The organism is Demequina mangrovi, assembly GCF_000759715.1.
In the GTDB taxonomy this organism is placed as follows: Bacteria; Actinomycetota; Actinomycetes; order Actinomycetales; family Demequinaceae; genus Demequina; species Demequina mangrovi.
Genome location: NZ_BBLU01000001.1, coordinates 344,175 through 359,693 on the forward strand (window position 1 = coordinate 344,175; position 15,519 = coordinate 359,693).

Genomic DNA, 15,519 nt, shown 5'->3' on the forward strand with positions numbered 1-15,519 from the left:
GTCGCGTCGCAATAGGATGGCCCAAGCGTCAGCGCCTCCCACGATGTCCCCCCTGGAAGGTCACAGAGTGAACAATCCTTTGCGCGATCCTCGCGATCGTCGTCTGCCCCGTATCGCCGGCTCGTGCGGCCTGGTGATGTTCGGCGTCACCGGCGACCTCGCCCGCAAGAAGCTCATGCCCGCCGTGTACGACCTCGCGAACCGCGGCCTCCTGCCGCCGGCCTTCGCGCTCACGGGCTTCGCCCGCCGCGACTGGGACGAGCAGGACTTCGCGCAGGTGGTCCACGACTCCGTGAAGAAGTACGCGCGCACGCCGTTCCGCGAGGAGACGTGGCAGCAGCTGTCGGAGGGCATCCGGTTCGTGCAGGGCACGTTCGACGACCCGGACGCCTTCGCGCGGCTGCGCGAGACCGTCGAGACCCTCGACCGCGAGCGGGGCACGGGAGGCAACCACGCCTTCTACCTGTCGATCCCGCCCTCGGCCTTCCCGCAGGTGATCACCCAGCTGCGCGAGTCCGGCCTGTCGGCGCCGCACGAGGGCACGTGGCGGCGCGTCGTCATCGAGAAGCCGTTCGGCCACGATCTCGAGTCGGCGGAGCAGCTCGACGCGGTGGTGTCGGAGGTCTTCCCGCCCGACTCGGTGTTCCGCATCGACCACTACCTGGGCAAGGAGACGGTGCAGAACCTGCTGGCGATCCGCTTCGCCAACCAGCTGTTCGAGCCGGTCTGGAACTCGCAGTACATCGACCACGTGCAGATCACGATGGCCGAGGACATCGGCATCGGCTCGCGCGCCGGCTACTTCGACGGCATCGGCACCGCGCGGGACGTGATCCAGAACCACCTGCTCCAGCTCTTCGCCCTCACCGCGATGGAGGAGCCGGCGAGCTTCGAGGCCGACGACCTCCGCATGGAGAAGGAGAAGGTGCTGCGCTCGGTGGTCCTCCCCGAGGACCTCGGCGAGGGCACCGCGCGCGGCCAGTACGCGGCCGGCTGGCGCGGCGGCGAGCAGGTGGGCGGCTTCCTCGACGAGGACGGCATCTCCCCCACCTCGATCACCGAGACCTATGCGGCGATCCGCCTTGACGTCCCCAACCGCCGCTGGGCGGGCACGCCGTTCTACCTGCGCGCCGGCAAGCGCCTGGGGCGGCGCGTCACCGAGATCGCGCTCGTGTTCAAGAAGGCGCCGTCCCCGTACTTCCAGGAGATCTCCGGCGGCGACGCGGGCACCAACGCCCTGGTGATCCGCGTGCAGCCCGACGAGGGCGTGACGCTGCGCTTCGGGTCCAAGGTGCCCGGCACCGCGATGGAGGTCCGCGACGTCACCATGGACTTCGCGTACGGCAACGCGTTCACGGAGAGCTCGCCCGAGGCGTACGAGCGGCTCATCCTCGACGTCCTGCTCGGCGACCCGCCGCTGTTCCCCCGCCAGGAGGAGGTCGCCCTCTCCTGGAAGATCCTCGATCCCATCACGGAGTTCTGGGAGACCCAGGGCCAGCCCGAGCCGTACCGCAGCGGCACGTGGGGTCCCGCGGGCGCCGACGAGATGATGGCCCGCGACGGACGCGTCTGGAGGCGCCCATGATCATCGAGCTCCCCGCCACCACCACCGGCGCGATCGCGAAGCGCCTGGTCGAGTCCCGCAAGGACGGCGGCGTCGTCACGCTCGCCCGCGTGATGACCCTCGTCATCGACGCCACGGACGCGGATGCCGAGCAGGCCATCGCCACCGCGAACGTCGCGTCGCGCGAGCACCCGTGCCGCATCATCGTCATCGCCCCCGGCACCTCGGAGGAGGCACGCCTCGACGCGGAGATCCGTGTGGGCGGCGACGCCGGCGCCTCCGAGGTCGTGGTGCTCCGCCCGTCCGGCGCGCAGATCGGCCACGACGACACGCTCGTCACTCCCCTGCTGCTCCCCGATGCGCCCATCGTCGTGTGGTGGCCGGCGGCCGTCCCCGCGGACATCGGCTCGTGCTCGCTGGGCCGCATGGCGCAGCGCCGCATCACCGACACCAAGGGCGAGGCGGACCCCGTGGGCACGCTCCTCTCCCTCGGGACCACCTACCGGCCCGGCGACACCGACCTCGCGTGGACGCGCCTCACCCGCTGGCGCGCGCTCCTCGCGGTCGCGCTCGAGCAGGTCGCGGACCCCGTGGTGACGCGCGCACGCATCCACGGCGACACCAACAGCCCGTCGATCCTGCTGCTGGGCGCGTGGCTCAAGCGCGCGCTCGGCTGCGAGGTCGAGGCCGCCTACGACGACTCCGTGGCGGCGCTCCAGTCGATCGTGCTTGAGACCCCGTCCGGCGCCATCGAGATCGCGCGTCCCGACGGCCACAACGCCACCATCCGTCAGCCCGGCCAGCCCGACCACGTCATCGCGCTTCCGGCCCGCTCGCTCGAGGAGGCGCTCGCGGAGGAGCTGCGCCGCCTCGACTCCGACGAGGTCTACGGCGAGGCGCTCGCGTCCTTCACCGCCGACACCGTGGTGCCGCTGTGACCGGCAACGCGCGCGTGGTGGTCCACACCGACGCCGAGGCGCTCGCCGAGGCCACGGCCGCACGTCTGCTGCTCACGGTGATCGACACGCTGTCGGTCCAGGACCGCGCGGACGTGGTGCTCACGGGCGGCACCGTCGGCATCGCGACGCTCGCGGCGGTGTCCCGCTCGCCGCTCGCGGCCGCGATCGACTGGACCAGCGTCCACGTGTGGTGGGGCGACGAGCGCTTCGTCCCCGCCGGGGACGCCGACCGCAACGAGGGCCAGGCGCAGGCCGCGCTGCTCGCCGGACTGCCCCTGCCCGAGGAGAACATCCACCGGATGGGCGCCTCGTCCGACTTCGCCTCCGCCGAGGAGGCTGCCTTCGCGTACGCCGAGGACATCGCCGTCGAGGGCGCGCCCGCATGGGACGTGCTGATGCTCGGCATGGGTCCCGACGGGCACGTCGCGTCGCTCTTCCCCGGCCACGAGGGCTACGCCGCGACCGGCGCCGAGGTCGTCGCGGTGCACGACTCCCCCAAGCCCCCGCCCACGCGCGTCTCGCTCACGCTCGAGTCGATCCGCCGCGCGAAGCGCGTCTGGGTGGTCGCCGCGGGTGCCGCCAAGGCCGAGGTCGTGGGCCGCTCGCTGCACGGCGACCTCGAGCTCCCCGCAGCCGCGGTGCGCGGCGTGCAGGAGACCCTGTGGCTGGTCGACGCGGAGGCCGTCGCGCAGGTCTGACCCTCGGCGCGGGATGCGCCTCTCCACACACGGAATGCAACTGTGCCCACATCAACAGGGGTGATGTGGGCACAGTTGCATCAGGATCGCCGCGCCGCCGCCGATCCGTGTGGAGGCCGGCTGCGCTCGGGTGCTGCTCTCAGTGCCGCTTGCCCATGAGCAGGTCGCGGCCCTCGGGCTGGATCCCCTCACGCTCCGGCAGACGGTTGCGCACGGAGGCGACGATTGCGTCGATGTCGAACTGCGCGGGCTTGGCGTAGATCTCCTCGCCGTCCGCGCGGAAGGTGAAGATCCCCTTGCGCCCGGTCTTGAGCGTCACGCCGTCGATGGCGTTGCCGAACTCCTCCAGGAGCCGGGTCTGCGCCTCCGTCGCACGCGGGAGGTAGCCGCAGGGCACGCAGTACTCGATCTCGATCAGCATCCTGTCTCCTTCTGTCGGGGGAACTGGTCCCACTCTCCCCTACGTCGGGGCCGGCGCGTGCATTCCCGCGCCGCCGCATCGTCCTGCGTCGCGCCCCGCTGCTGCATGAGTGCCGGCAGCGGCCTGAATCGGTCGCTCATGCACCATCGCGGTGCACTGTGACAGCGCCCGGAGACGCCGAAGGGCCGGCTCCCTGAGGAACCGGCCCTTCGTGACGTCTTACTCCGCAGCCGCGAGGTCTCCGCGCCGCACACGCAGCGTGGTGAGAGCCTCGTCGAGGAGAGCGGCGCCCTCCTCCTCGCTACGACGCTCCTTCACATACGCGAGGTGCGTCTTGTAGGGCTCGTTGCGCATCGGCTCCGGCGGATTCTCCGGGTCGAGACCAGCGGGAAGACCGCAGCGCGGGCAGTCCCACTCGACCGGGATCTCCTGGTCGTCACCGACCGCGAAGCTGGGCGAGTTCACGTGACCTCGCGCGCAGTAGTACGAGACGACCTGACGCGGCGCCGATTCGCCGCGCTCGTCCTCTCCCATGGGCCCTGCGCCGACGCGCGAGCCTCGGATGGCGTTGCCCCCTGCCATGGGTGCGACCTCCGTTGCCTAGATGGAGAACCGGGACACGAGCCCCAGCAGAACGACCACTGCGCCCCAGACGATCGCGACGCCCCACGTGATGCGCGTGAGGTTGCGCTCGCCGACGGCGGACGACTGGACGCCGGACGCGAGCCCGCCGCCGAACATGTCGGTGATACCGCCGCCACGGCCGCGGTGGATCAGCACCAGCGCGATGATCAGCAGCGACGTCACGACGAGCATGACCCAGAGGATGGTCTCGAGGATGTCCACGGTTCTCCCAGATGATGGATTGCGCTCACAAGGATACGCGACGAAAACGGCGGGGCCGGCCCGTTTCCGGACCGGCCCCGCTGTTGTCGTGAATGTCCCTTACGCGACGGTGTGCGCCTTGAAACGGGCGATCTTGGAGAACTCCTCCGGGTCGAGCGAGGCGCCGCCGACGAGGCCGCCGTCGACGTCCTCCTCGGCCATGAGCTGCGCGATCGACGAGGACTTCACCGAGCCGCCGTAGAGGACGCGGACGCCGTCCGCGAGCTCCTGGTCGTACAGCTCCGCGAGACGGCCGCGGATGGCCGCGCAGACCTCCTGCGCGTCCGCCGGGGTCGCGACCTCGCCGGTGCCGATGGCCCACACGGGCTCGTACGCGATGACGACGTCCTTGGCCTTGTCGGCCGGGAGGTCCTTGAGCGCGCCGTCGACCTGCGCGAGCGTGTAGGACACGTGCTCGCCGGCCTTGCGGATGTCGAGGCCCTCGCCCACGCAGACGATCGGCACGATGCCGTGCTCGAAGGCCGCCTGGGTCTTGGTCGCCACGACCTCGTCGGTCTCGCCGTGGTACTGGCGACGCTCCGAGTGGCCCACGGCCACGTAGGAGACGCCCAGCTTCGACAGCTGGGTACCGGAGACCTCACCGGTGTACGCGCCCGAGACGTGCGCGGAGATGTCCTGCGCGCCGTACTTGAGCTCGAGCTGGTCGGCGTCGACGAGCGTCTGCACCGAGCGCAGCGAGGTGAAGGACGGGAGCACCGCGACCTCGACCTCGGAGAAGTCGTGCTTGGCGTCGCGGAGCAGCCAGGCCAGCTTCTGGACGGTGTGCGTCGCCTCGAGGTGGTCGAGGTTGAGCTTCCAGTTGCCGGCGATCAGCGGGGTACGTGCCATGGGTATCAGTCCTCCAGAACGGCGAGGCCCGGCAGGACCTTGCCCTCGAGCAGCTCGAGCGACGCGCCGCCGCCCGTCGAGATGTGGCCGAAGCCGGCCTCGTCGAAGCCGAGCAGGCGCACGGCCGCGGCCGAGTCGCCGCCGCCGACGACCGAGAAGCCGTCGGAGTCGATCATCGCCTGCGCGACGGCCTTGGTGCCGTTCGCGAAGGCCTCCATCTCGAACACGCCCATGGGGCCGTTCCAGACGATGGTCTTGGCGTCCGCGAGCTTCGACGCGAACAGGGTGGCCGAGTCGGGGCCGATGTCGAGGCCCATGCGGTCCGCGGGGATCGCGTCGGCCGCGACGATGACGGCGTCGGCGTCCGCGGCGAACTTGTCCGCGGCGACGATGTCGGTCGGGAGGACGATCTCGACGCCGTTCTCCTCGGCGGTCTTGAGGTAGCCCTTGACCGTGTCGATCTGGTCCTGCTCGAGCAGCGAGCTGCCGACCTCGTAGCCCTTGGCCGCGAGGAAGGTGAAGACCATGCCGCCGCCGATGAGGAGGCGGTCGGCCTTGGTGAGCAGGTTCGCGATGACGCCGAGCTTGTCGGAGACCTTCGAGCCGCCGAGGACCACCGCGTACGGGCGGGCCGGGTCGGTCACGGCCTTGCCCAGCGACACGACCTCCTTCTCGACCAGCGTGCCGGCCGCGGCGGGAAGCACCTGCGCGATGTCGTAGACCGAGGCCTGCTTGCGGTGCACGACGCCGAAGCCGTCCGAGACGAAGACGTCGGCGAACGCGGCGAGCTCGGCGGCGAGCGCCTGGCGCTCCTCGTCGACCTTGGAGGTCTCGCGCGCGTCGAAGCGCACGTTCTCGAGCATCGCGACCTGGCCGGCCTCGAGCGCGTCGGTGACGGCCTTGGCGGACGGGCCGACGAGGTCGTCGGCGAGCGTGACAGGGCTCCCGAGCAGCTCCGCGAGGCGCGCGGCGGCGGGCGCGAGCGAGTACTTGGCGTCGGGCTCGCCCTTGGGGCGGCCCAGGTGCGCGGTGACGATGACGGCGGCGCCGGCGTCGAGGAGCTTCTGGATCGTGGGGACCGAGGCGCGCACGCGGCCGTCGTCCGTGATCGTGGTGCCGTCGAGCGGGACGTTGAGGTCCGAGCGGACGAGCACCTTCTTGCCGCTGAGGTCGCCCAGCGAGTCGATGGTCTTCATGGGTGTTCCTGTTCCTGTGAGAGCGGAAGGGAGATTCAGGGTGACGCGACGACGGCCGCACACGCCAGAGCGTGCACGGCCGTCGGAGCGATCACTTCGAGAGTGCTTAGAGGCGCTCGCCGACGTAGTTCGTCAGCTTGGCGAGCGACGCCGAGTAGCCCCACTCGTTGTCGTACCACGACACGACCTTGACGGTGGAGCCGTTCACGCGGGTGAGCTTCGCGTCGAAGATCGACTGGTGCGGGTCGCCCACGATGTCGGCCGAGACGATGTCGTCCTCGGTGTAGTACAGCGTGCCGGCCATCTCGCCCTCGGCAGCAGCCTTGATCGCGGCGTTGACCTCCTCGACGGTGGTCTCACGCGAGGCCTCGAAGGTGAGGTCGGTGGCCGAGCCGGTGATGGTCGGGACGCGCATCGCGAAGCCGTCCAGCTTGCCCTTGAGCTCGGGGAGCACGAGGGCCACGGCCTTGGCGGCACCGGTGGTGGTGGGGACGATGTTCTGCGCGGCGGCACGGGCGCGGCGCAGGTCCTTGTGGGGACCGTCCTGGAGGTTCTGGTCACCGGTGTACGCGTGGATCGTGGTCATGAGGCCACGCTCGATGCCGATCGCGTCGTTGAGGGCCTTCGCGAAGGGCGCGAGGCAGTTGGTGGTGCACGACGCGTTCGAGATCACGTTGTGGGCGGCCGGGTCGTAGTCGGTGTGGTTCACACCGACGACGAAGGTCGCGTCCTCGTTCTTCGCGGGAGCGGAGATGATGACCTTCTTGGCGCCCGCGGCGATGTGGGCCTTGGCCTTCTCGGCGTCGGTGAAGAAGCCGGTCGACTCGATCACGATGTCGGCGCCCAGCTCGCCCCAGGGGAGGTTGGCGGGGTCGCGCTCGGCGAGGGCCTTGATCGCCTTGCCGTCGACGTAGATGTTCTCGTCGTCGTAGGAGACCTCGCCCGGGAACTTGCCGAGGACGGTGTCGTACTTGAGGAGGTGCGCGAGGGTCTTGTTGTCGGTGAGGTCGTTGACACCCACCACCTCGAAGTCGAAGCCGAGATCGCGCGCGGCGCGGAAGAAGTTACGTCCGATGCGGCCGAAGCCGTTGATACCGACCTTGATGGTCACAGTGTGTCTCCTCCGGTGCGTCGCCGGGGCGACGCGGTTGTGGATGTTGTGAGTGCGCACGACCACGTGCGCCGGACGCCGCTCGGGAGCGGGCCACTGCTGATGAGCCTACAACGAATCTCAGGGCCGTCCCAGCGGACAGAAGTCCCAGGTGAGAACGTTCACAGGCCGCTATTCGTCGTCCAGGAGCTCCTGGCTGATGCCCGCCTCGGTATCGGGGATCCCCAGCTCCTCGGCCCGCTTGTCGGCGGTCGCCAGGAGGCGGCGGATGCGGCCCGCGACGGCGTCCTTGGTGAGCGGCGGATCAGCGAGCTTGCCCAGCTCCTCGAGGGACGCCTCGCGGTTCGCGAGGCGCAGCTCGCCGGCCTCGCGCAGGTGCTCGGGGAGGTCCTCGCCGAGGATCTCGAAGGCGCGCGCGACGCGGGCCCCCGCGGCGACCGCGGCGCGTGCGCTGCGGCGCAGGTTGGCGTCGTCGAAATTCGCGAGCCGGTTCGCGGTGCCGCGCACCTCGCGGCGCGTGCGCTTCTCCTCCCACGCCAGCACGGACTCGTGAGCGCCGAGCCGCGTGAGCAGGTTCGCGATCGCGTCCCCGTCGCGGATCACCACGCGGTCGACGCCACGCACCTCGCGGGACTTCGCGCCGATGCCGAGCCTGCGCGCCGCACCCACGAGCGCGAGGGCCGCCTCGGGTCCGGGCGACGTCACCTCGAGCGCGGACGAGCGTCCGGGCTCGGTGAGCGAGCCGTGCGCGAGGAACGCGCCGCGCCATGCCGCTACGGTGTCCTCGATCGCGCCGCCGACCACCTGCGGCGGAAGACCGCGCACGGGCCGGCCGCGGTGGTCGAGGAGCCCGGTCTGGCGCGCGAGCGCCTCGCCCTCCTTGACCACGCGCACCACGTAGCGGTTGCCCTTCTTGAGGCCGCCGCCGGAGACGACGATGATCTCCGAGCCGAGCCCGTAGGTCTCGGCGATGAATCCGCGCAGCCGGCGCGCGGCCGCTGCTGTGTCGAGCTCCGCCTCGATGACGATGCGGCCGGACACGATGTGCAGACCGCCTGCGAATCGGAGGGTCGCCGCGATCTCCGCCTTACGGGCGGACACCTTCTCCAGCGGGACCCGAGCGAGCTCGTCCTTCACCTGTGCCGTCAAAGCCATGGCGACAATCATGGCATCACTCAGGTGACGCGCGCGCCGCCTTCTCTCACCCATCCCACCAGGGAGGTGTACTGGTCGCGCAGCATACGGACGTCATGCCTGTCGAGCGTGCCCTCCGCGCGCATCGGCGCGCTCACGTACCGCGCGCCCCAGTCCTCGATCCGCCGCCGCAGCGCCGCATCGTCCTCGGAGGCGTCGACCAGGACCACGGCCGGGCAGAAGCCGGGCGCGGCGGCCCGCAGCGCCGCGATGTCGTCCGCGCGGCAGGTGCCGGCGGTCTCCTCGTCCTCGTCGGCAATGTTGAGCGTGAGGATGGTGCGCGGCCCCGCCTCGACCAGCGCGCTCGCCACGCGAGGCACCAGGAAGTGGGTGAGGACCGACGTGTACCAGGACCCGGGCCCGAGCACGACCGCGTCGGCCTCGGCGAGGGCCTCGAGCGTCGCGGCGGGCACCGCCGGATCGGCGGGCTCGATCGCGAGCGAGCGCACCCGGCCGGGGGCCGTGGCGACGGCGACCTGGCCGACCACGCGCGTGGTCGCGCCGTCGGCGCCCATCTCGGCGCTCACGGTGATCGGCTCGGTCGACACGGGGAGCACGCGGCCCTCGGCACGCAGCAGCCGAGCGACCCAGTCGAGCCCCTCGACGATGCCTCCCGTGCGGTCCCACAGGCCCGCGATGAGCAGGTTCCCGACCGTGTGCCCGTCGAGCGGCCCGCCGGTCGCGAAGCGCCACTGCAGCACGTCGCGCCAGGTGCGGCCCCACTCGGTGTCCTCGCACAGCGCAGAGAGGGCCATGCGGAGGTCTCCGGGCGGCGGCACCGGCATCTCCTCGCGGATGCGGCCTGAGGAGCCTCCGTCGTCCGCGACGGTCACCACCGCGGTGAGCACGTCGCACGTCCCTCGCAGCGCCGACAGCGAGGCGTAGAGCCCGTGGCCGCCGCCTAGGGCGACCACCCGCGGTCCGGTCATCGGCGCTCCCGGTCACGATGCGTGACGCGCACCTGGTAGCCGCGCTCGCCGAGCACGCGTCCGAGCTCCTCGGCGATCGCCACCGAGCGATGCTTGCCGCCCGTGCAGCCGACGCCGATGGTGACCGAGTGCTTGTCGTGCGCGCGGTAGCGGTCGAGCACGCCCGCGATGACGCCCGCGTAACCGTCGACGAAGTCGCGCGCGCCGTCCGAGGCGAGCACGTAGTCGCGCACCGGCGCGTCGAGGCCCGTGAGGGGACGCAGCTCGGGCTCCCAATGCGGGTTCTGGAGGAAGCGCACATCCGCGACGAAGTCGGCGTCGTGGGGCGCGCCGTTCTTGAAGCCGAAGGACTGGACGTTGACCTGGAGGGGGCGCTCGGTCTCCCCCGCCACCTCGGTCATGACGTCGCGCAGCTGGTGCACGTTGAGACGGCTCGTGTCGACCACCTCGGTCGCTCGCTCGCGCACCGCGGAGAGCGCGGCCCGCTCACGACCGATGCCCTCGAGGATGGTGCCGTCGCCCTGCAGCGGGTGCGGCCGCCGGGCCTCCTCGAAGCGGCGCACCAGCGTCGCGTCCGAGGCGTCGAGGAACACCAGCCGCACGGTGATGCCCTTGGTCTCGAGATCGTCGAGCACCGCCTCGACGTCCTGGAAGAACGAGCCTCCGCGGACGTCGACGACGGCCGCGAGCCGGTCGTGCCGCCCGCGCCCGACCATCTCCACCAGGCCCGCGAGCAGCTGCGGAGGCAGGTTGTCGACCACGTACCAGCCGAGATCCGCCAGCGCGGCGGCGGCGCGGGTGCGCCCGGCGCCCGACATGCCGGTGAGGACCATCACCTCGGCGTCGATCCCCGTCGCGTCGAACAACGGCCGCGGGATGCCGGAGGGGTAGGTGACCGGGGGGACCTCTTCCATCATGGGTCCAGCATGCCAGCCTGACCCCGCACGGCCTGGTAGACCGTCCGCGCGGTTCCCTCTCCCACGCCGGGCACCAGCGCGATCTGCTCGACGGACGCCTCCTTGAGCCGCGCGAGCGACCCGAAGTGGGTGAGCAGAGCCTTCGCGCGGCCCGGGCCCACGCCCGGGACCTGGTCGAGCTCGGAGACCTTCATCGCCTTGGTGCGCTTCGCTCGGTGGTGCTTGATCGCGAAGCGGTGCGCCTCGTCGCGGACGCGCTGGAGCAGGTACAGCGCCTCGGACCCGCGGGGCAGGATGACCGGGAAGTCGTCGCCGGGGACCCACACCTCCTCGAGCCGCTTCGCGAGGCCCACGACCGCGATCTCGGGCACGCCGACCTCGTCCAAGGTGCGGCGCGCGGCGTTCACCTGGGGCAGGCCGCCGTCGACCACCACGAGCTGCGGCGGGTACGCGAAGCGCGCCGTCTCGCGCTCCTCGGGCGGGAGCTGCGACTCCTCGAGGTAGCGCCGGAAGCGCCGCGAGAGGACCTCGTGCATCGCCGCCGTGTCGTCGACCGCGTCGGCGATGGAGAACTGCCGGTACTCGGGCTTGCGCGCGATGGCGTCCTCGAACACCACCATCGAGCCGACCTGGTTGGTTCCCTGGGTGTGCGAGATGTCGTAGCACTCGATGCGCAGGGGCGCCTCGGACAGGCTCAGCGCCTCCTGGAGCTCCTGGAGCGCGGCCGATCGCGTCGTGAGGTCGGAGGCGCGCTTGAGACGGTGCTGCTCGAGCACCTGCACCGCGTTGCCGTGCCCGGTGGACGCGAGCTCGGCCTTCTTGCCGCGGGCCGGGACGCGCATCGTGACCTTGGCGCCCCGGAGGCCGGAGAGCCACTCGGTGAGGACGGCGTGGTCGTCGGGCAGGTGCGGGACCAGCACCTCGGGCGGGATCTCCTCGGCGTCCGCGGCGCCGTAGGCCTCCTCGAGCAGGCGGACGACCATGCCGGCGGGCCCGAGCGGCTCGGGCTTGTCGACGACCCACCCGCGCTCGCCGGCGATGCGGCCGTCCCGCACGTGGAAGACGTGCGCGGCTGCCTCGAGCTCGTCGTCCTCGAGCGAGAAGACGTCCGTGTCCACCCCGGCGTCGAGCACGATCGCGTTGCGGGCCATGACGTTGTCGAGCGCCCTGAGCCGGTCGCGTGCGCGCGCCGCCGCCTCGAAGTCCTCGCGCTCGGCCGCGGCGTGCATCGTCTCGGTCAGGTCGCGCACGAGCGGCTTGGCGTCGCCCGCGAGGACCTGGCACACGCGGTCGGCGAGGTCGCGATGGTCCTCGGGGTTGATGCGCCCCACGCACGGAGCGGCGCACTTGTCGATGTAGCCGAGCAGGCACGGCCTGCCCTGGCGCTCCGCCTTGCGGAAAACCCCGGGCGCGCAGGTGCGCATCGGCAGCGCGGTGAGCAGCGTGTCGACCGTCGCGCGGATCGCCCACGCCTTCGCGTACGGCCCGAAGTACCGCACGCCCTTCTTGCGCTCGCCGCGCATCACCTGCATGCGGGGGAACTTCTCGTTGAGGGTGACCGCGAGGTACGGATACGACTTGTCATCCCGGAACACCACGTTGAAGCGCGGGTCGTACTGCTTGATCCAGGTGTGCTCGAGGATGAGCGCCTCGACCTCGTTGCGCACCACGGTCCACTCGACCGAGGCCGCGGTGGTGACCATCGCCCGGGTCCGCGGATGCAGCTGCGCGGGGTCCTGGAAGTAGTTCGCGAGCCGCGCGCGCAGGCTCTTCGCCTTGCCCACGTAGACCACGCGCCCGTGCGGGTCCCGGAAGCGGTAGACGCCGGGCTGCGTGGGGATGGTCCCCGGTGCGGGACGGTACGACGCCGGATCGGTCACGTCGCCAGCCTACGGATCACACCGGGGCGGGCGTGCCGAGGATCTCCGCGAGGAAGGAGCCCGTGTGGGACCCCTCCGCCCCCGCGACCTCCTCGGGCGTGCCCTCCGCGATGACGATGCCGCCGCCGGAGCCTCCCTCGGGACCCATGTCGATCACCCAGTCCGAGGACTTGATGACGTCGAGGTTGTGCTCGATGACGATGACCGTGTTGCCCTTCTCGACCAGCCCCTGCAGGACGCCGAGAAGCTTGCGCACGTCCTCGAAGTGGAGGCCCGTGGTCGGCTCGTCGAGCACGTACACGGTGCGGCCGGTCGAGCGGCGCTGGAGCTCGGAGGCCAGCTTGACGCGCTGCGCCTCGCCGCCCGAGAGCGTGGGCGCCGGCTGTCCCAGCCGCACGTAGCCCAGCCCCACCTCGACGAGCGTGGTGAGGTGCCGCGAGATCGCCGGGATCGCCTCGAAGAAGTGAGCGGCCTCCTCGATGGGCATGTCGAGCACGTCGGCCACGTTCTTGCCCTTGAAGTGGACCTCGAGCGTCTCGCGGTTGTAGCGCGCGCCCTTGCAGACCTCGCACGGGACGTAGACGTCGGGCAGGAAGTTCATCTCGATCTTGAGCGTGCCGTCGCCCGCGCACGCCTCGCATCGTCCGCCCTTGACGTTGAAGGAGAAGCGGCCGGGGCCGTAGCCGCGGACCTTGGCCTCCTGCGTGTCGGCGAAGAGCTTGCGGACCTTGTCCCACACGCCCGTGTAGGTCGCGGGGTTCGAGCGCGGGGTGCGGCCGATGGGTCCCTGGTCGACGTGCACGATCTTGTCGAGCTGATCCACGCCCGTGATGCGCGTGTGCCGGCCGGCGACCTGTCGTGCGCCGTTGAGGGTGTTGGCGAGGCTCGTGTAGAGGATCGAGTTCACCAGCGTCGACTTGCCCGAGCCCGAGACCCCGGTGACCGACGTGAGCACGCCGAGCGGGAACCTCACGTCGATGTCGCGCAGGTTGTGCTCGCGCGCGCCCACCACCGTGACATGGCGGTCCGGGTCGACGGGACGACGCTCCGCGGGGACCGCGATGGACCGCCTGCCCGCGACGTACGCGCCGGTGACGGAGCGCTCGTTGGCGAGCAGGTCCTCGTAGGTGCCCGAGTGGACCACCTCTCCCCCGTGCTCGCCGGCGCCGGGGCCGATGTCGACCACCCAGTCGGCGGTGCGGATGGTGTCCTCGTCATGCTCGACCACGATGAGCGTGTTGCCGAGGTCGCGGAGGCGGGTGAGGGTGTCGATGAGGCGGCGGTTGTCTCGCTGGTGGAGGCCGATGCTCGGCTCGTCGAGGACGTAGAGCACGCCGACCAGCCCGGACCCGATCTGGGTCGCGAGCCGGATGCGCTGCGCCTCGCCGCCGCTGAGCGTGCCGGCGGCGCGGGCCAGCGTGAGGTAGTCGAGGCCCACGTCGAGCAGGAAGCCCAGGCGCGCGTCGATCTCCTTGAGCACCTGGACGGCGATGTGGCGTCCGCGCTCGTCGAGCTCGGCGGTGATGAGGAAGTCGCGCGCCTCGGCGATCGACAGCTCGCAGACCTCGGCGATGGACCGTCCGCCGATGGTGACGGACAGCACCTCGGGCTTGAGGCGTGCGCCCTTGCACACGGGGCACGGGACCTCGCGCATGTAGGACTCGTACTTCTCGCGCGAGTACTCGGACTCCGTCTGGCTATGGAGGCGCTCGATCCAGGTCACCACGCCCTCGAAGCCGGTGGTGTACTGACGCTCGCGGCCGTAGCGGTTCCGGAACTTCACGTGCACCTGGTAGTCCTTGCCGGTGAGGATCGCGGTGCGCGCCTCCTGGGGCAGGTCCTTCCACGGGGTGTCCATCGAGAAGCCGAGGTCGTCGGCCAGCGCGGTCAGCGTGCGCCCGAAGTAGTCGGAGCTGGTCGCCGCCCACGGGGCCACGGCGCCCTCGGCGAGCGAGAGATCGCGGTCCGGGATCACCAGGTCGGGATCCACCTCGAGCTTGATGCCGATGCCGGTGCACTGCGGGCAGGCGCCGTACGGGGCGTTGAAGGAGAAGGTGCGGGGCTCCATCTCCTCGAGCGTGAGGACGTGGTCGTTCGGGCACGCGCGCTTCTCGGAGTAGCGGCGCGGCTCGATGTCGCCGTCGACCGGGTCGATCACCACGAGGCCGTCCGCGATGCGCAGCGCGGTCTCGACGGAGTCGGTGAGGCGCTGGCGCACGCCGTCGCGCGCGACGAGGCGGTCGACCACCACCTCGATGTCGTGCTTGAGCTTCTTCTCGAGCTTGGGCGGCTCGGTGAGCTGCACGGTCTCTCCGTCGACGCGGGCGCGCGCGAAGCCTTGCTGCTGCAGGTCCTCGAAGAGGTCCTGGTACTCGCCCTTGCGGCCGCGGATCACGGGCGCGAGCACCTGGTAGCGCGTGCCCTCGGGCAGGGCGAGCACCGAGTCGACGATCTGCTGCGGGGTCTGCGCCTGGATCACCTCGCCGCACACCGGGCAGTGCGGGGTGCCGACGCGCGCGTACAGCAGGCGCAGGTAGTCGTACACCTCGGTGATGGTGCCGACCGTGGAGCGCGGGTTGCGGTTGGTCGACTTCTGGTCGATGCTCACCGCCGGGCTCAGCCCCTCGATGAAGTCGACGTCAGGCTTGTCCATCTGGCCGAGGAACTGGCGCGCGTACGCGCTCAGCGACTCGACGTAGCGGCGCTGCCCCTCCGCGAAGATCGTGTCGAACGCGAGGGACGACTTGCCGGAGCCGGAGAGGCCGCTGAAGACGATGAGGGCGTCGCGCGGGAGGTCGAGGTCGACACCCTTGAGGTTGTGCTCACGAGCACCGCGGACGAGAAGACGGTCGTTCACCCGGCCATGCTACGCGGAAACCGCTTCGAACACACGTTCGATCCGGCGTGTCGCGTCGC

The 15,519-nt window shown here is 71.0% G+C and carries 14 protein-coding genes; 3 read left to right on the forward strand and 11 right to left on the reverse strand.

Going from position 1 to position 15,519, the window contains the following annotated elements; all coding sequences use genetic code 11:
- Positions 1-67 precede the first annotated feature (67 nt).
- From zwf to pgl, 3 genes are read left to right on the forward strand one after another with little or no spacing between them, the layout of a single operon-like run.
- Positions 68-1,585, forward strand: a complete 1,518-nt coding sequence (gene zwf / locus TR42_RS01535; RefSeq protein ID WP_425305724.1) for a glucose-6-phosphate dehydrogenase — start codon at positions 68-70, stop codon at positions 1,583-1,585.
- Positions 1,582-2,502 (forward strand): glucose-6-phosphate dehydrogenase assembly protein OpcA, encoded by a 921-nt coding sequence (locus TR42_RS01540; protein ID WP_042212344.1) that lies wholly within the window; start codon positions 1,582-1,584, stop codon positions 2,500-2,502. The genes zwf and TR42_RS01540 overlap by 4 nt, the downstream gene beginning before the upstream one ends.
- A complete protein-coding gene (gene pgl, locus TR42_RS01545; RefSeq protein WP_042212346.1) occupies positions 2,499-3,221 on the forward strand; it encodes a 6-phosphogluconolactonase in 723 nt (240 codons plus the stop codon). The genes TR42_RS01540 and pgl overlap by 4 nt, the downstream gene beginning before the upstream one ends.
- Positions 3,222-3,360: 139 nt before the next feature.
- Here pgl and TR42_RS01550 read toward each other — a convergent pair whose 3' ends face one another.
- From TR42_RS01550 to uvrA, 11 genes are all read right to left on the reverse strand, one after another.
- A complete protein-coding gene (locus tag TR42_RS01550; protein WP_042212347.1) occupies positions 3,361-3,642 on the reverse strand; it encodes a SelT/SelW/SelH family protein in 282 nt (93 codons plus the stop codon).
- A 219-nt stretch (positions 3,643-3,861) separates the two neighbouring features.
- Positions 3,862-4,224 (reverse strand): RNA polymerase-binding protein RbpA, encoded by a 363-nt coding sequence (locus TR42_RS01555; protein WP_042212349.1) that lies wholly within the window; start codon positions 4,222-4,224, stop codon positions 3,862-3,864.
- Positions 4,225-4,242: 18 nt separating this feature from the next.
- Positions 4,243-4,488 carry a preprotein translocase subunit SecG gene (gene secG, locus TR42_RS01560; protein ID WP_042212351.1) on the reverse strand — a complete coding sequence of 82 codons (246 nt, stop codon included), beginning with the start codon at positions 4,486-4,488 and terminating at the stop codon, positions 4,243-4,245.
- Positions 4,489-4,587: 99 nt separating this feature from the next.
- Positions 4,588-5,376: a triose-phosphate isomerase gene (tpiA, locus tag TR42_RS01565; RefSeq protein ID WP_042212352.1), complete on the reverse strand. Its 789-nt coding sequence runs from the start codon at positions 5,374-5,376 to the stop codon at positions 4,588-4,590.
- Positions 5,377-5,381: 5 nt separating this feature from the next.
- A complete protein-coding gene (locus TR42_RS01570) occupies positions 5,382-6,572 on the reverse strand; it encodes a phosphoglycerate kinase (protein WP_042212353.1) in 1,191 nt (396 codons plus the stop codon).
- Positions 6,573-6,678: 106 nt separating this feature from the next.
- A complete protein-coding gene (gene gap / locus TR42_RS01575) occupies positions 6,679-7,683 on the reverse strand; it encodes a type I glyceraldehyde-3-phosphate dehydrogenase (protein ID WP_042212355.1) in 1,005 nt (334 codons plus the stop codon).
- A 171-nt stretch (positions 7,684-7,854) separates the two neighbouring features.
- Positions 7,855-8,838 carry a DNA-binding protein WhiA gene (whiA, locus tag TR42_RS01580; protein ID WP_042212357.1) on the reverse strand — a complete coding sequence of 328 codons (984 nt, stop codon included), beginning with the start codon at positions 8,836-8,838 and terminating at the stop codon, positions 7,855-7,857.
- A gap of 20 nt (positions 8,839-8,858) precedes the next feature.
- Positions 8,859-9,806, reverse strand: a complete 948-nt coding sequence (locus TR42_RS01585; protein ID WP_042212358.1) for a gluconeogenesis factor YvcK family protein — start codon at positions 9,804-9,806, stop codon at positions 8,859-8,861.
- A complete protein-coding gene (gene rapZ, locus TR42_RS01590; protein ID WP_042212360.1) occupies positions 9,803-10,723 on the reverse strand; it encodes an RNase adapter RapZ in 921 nt (306 codons plus the stop codon). The genes TR42_RS01585 and rapZ overlap by 4 nt, the downstream gene beginning before the upstream one ends.
- Positions 10,720-12,603 (reverse strand): excinuclease ABC subunit UvrC, encoded by a 1,884-nt coding sequence (uvrC, locus tag TR42_RS01595; protein ID WP_042212361.1) that lies wholly within the window; start codon positions 12,601-12,603, stop codon positions 10,720-10,722. The genes rapZ and uvrC overlap by 4 nt, the downstream gene beginning before the upstream one ends.
- A gap of 16 nt (positions 12,604-12,619) precedes the next feature.
- Positions 12,620-15,460 carry an excinuclease ABC subunit UvrA gene (gene uvrA / locus TR42_RS01600; protein WP_042212363.1) on the reverse strand — a complete coding sequence of 947 codons (2,841 nt, stop codon included), beginning with the start codon at positions 15,458-15,460 and terminating at the stop codon, positions 12,620-12,622.
- Positions 15,461-15,519: the final 59 nt, after the last annotated feature.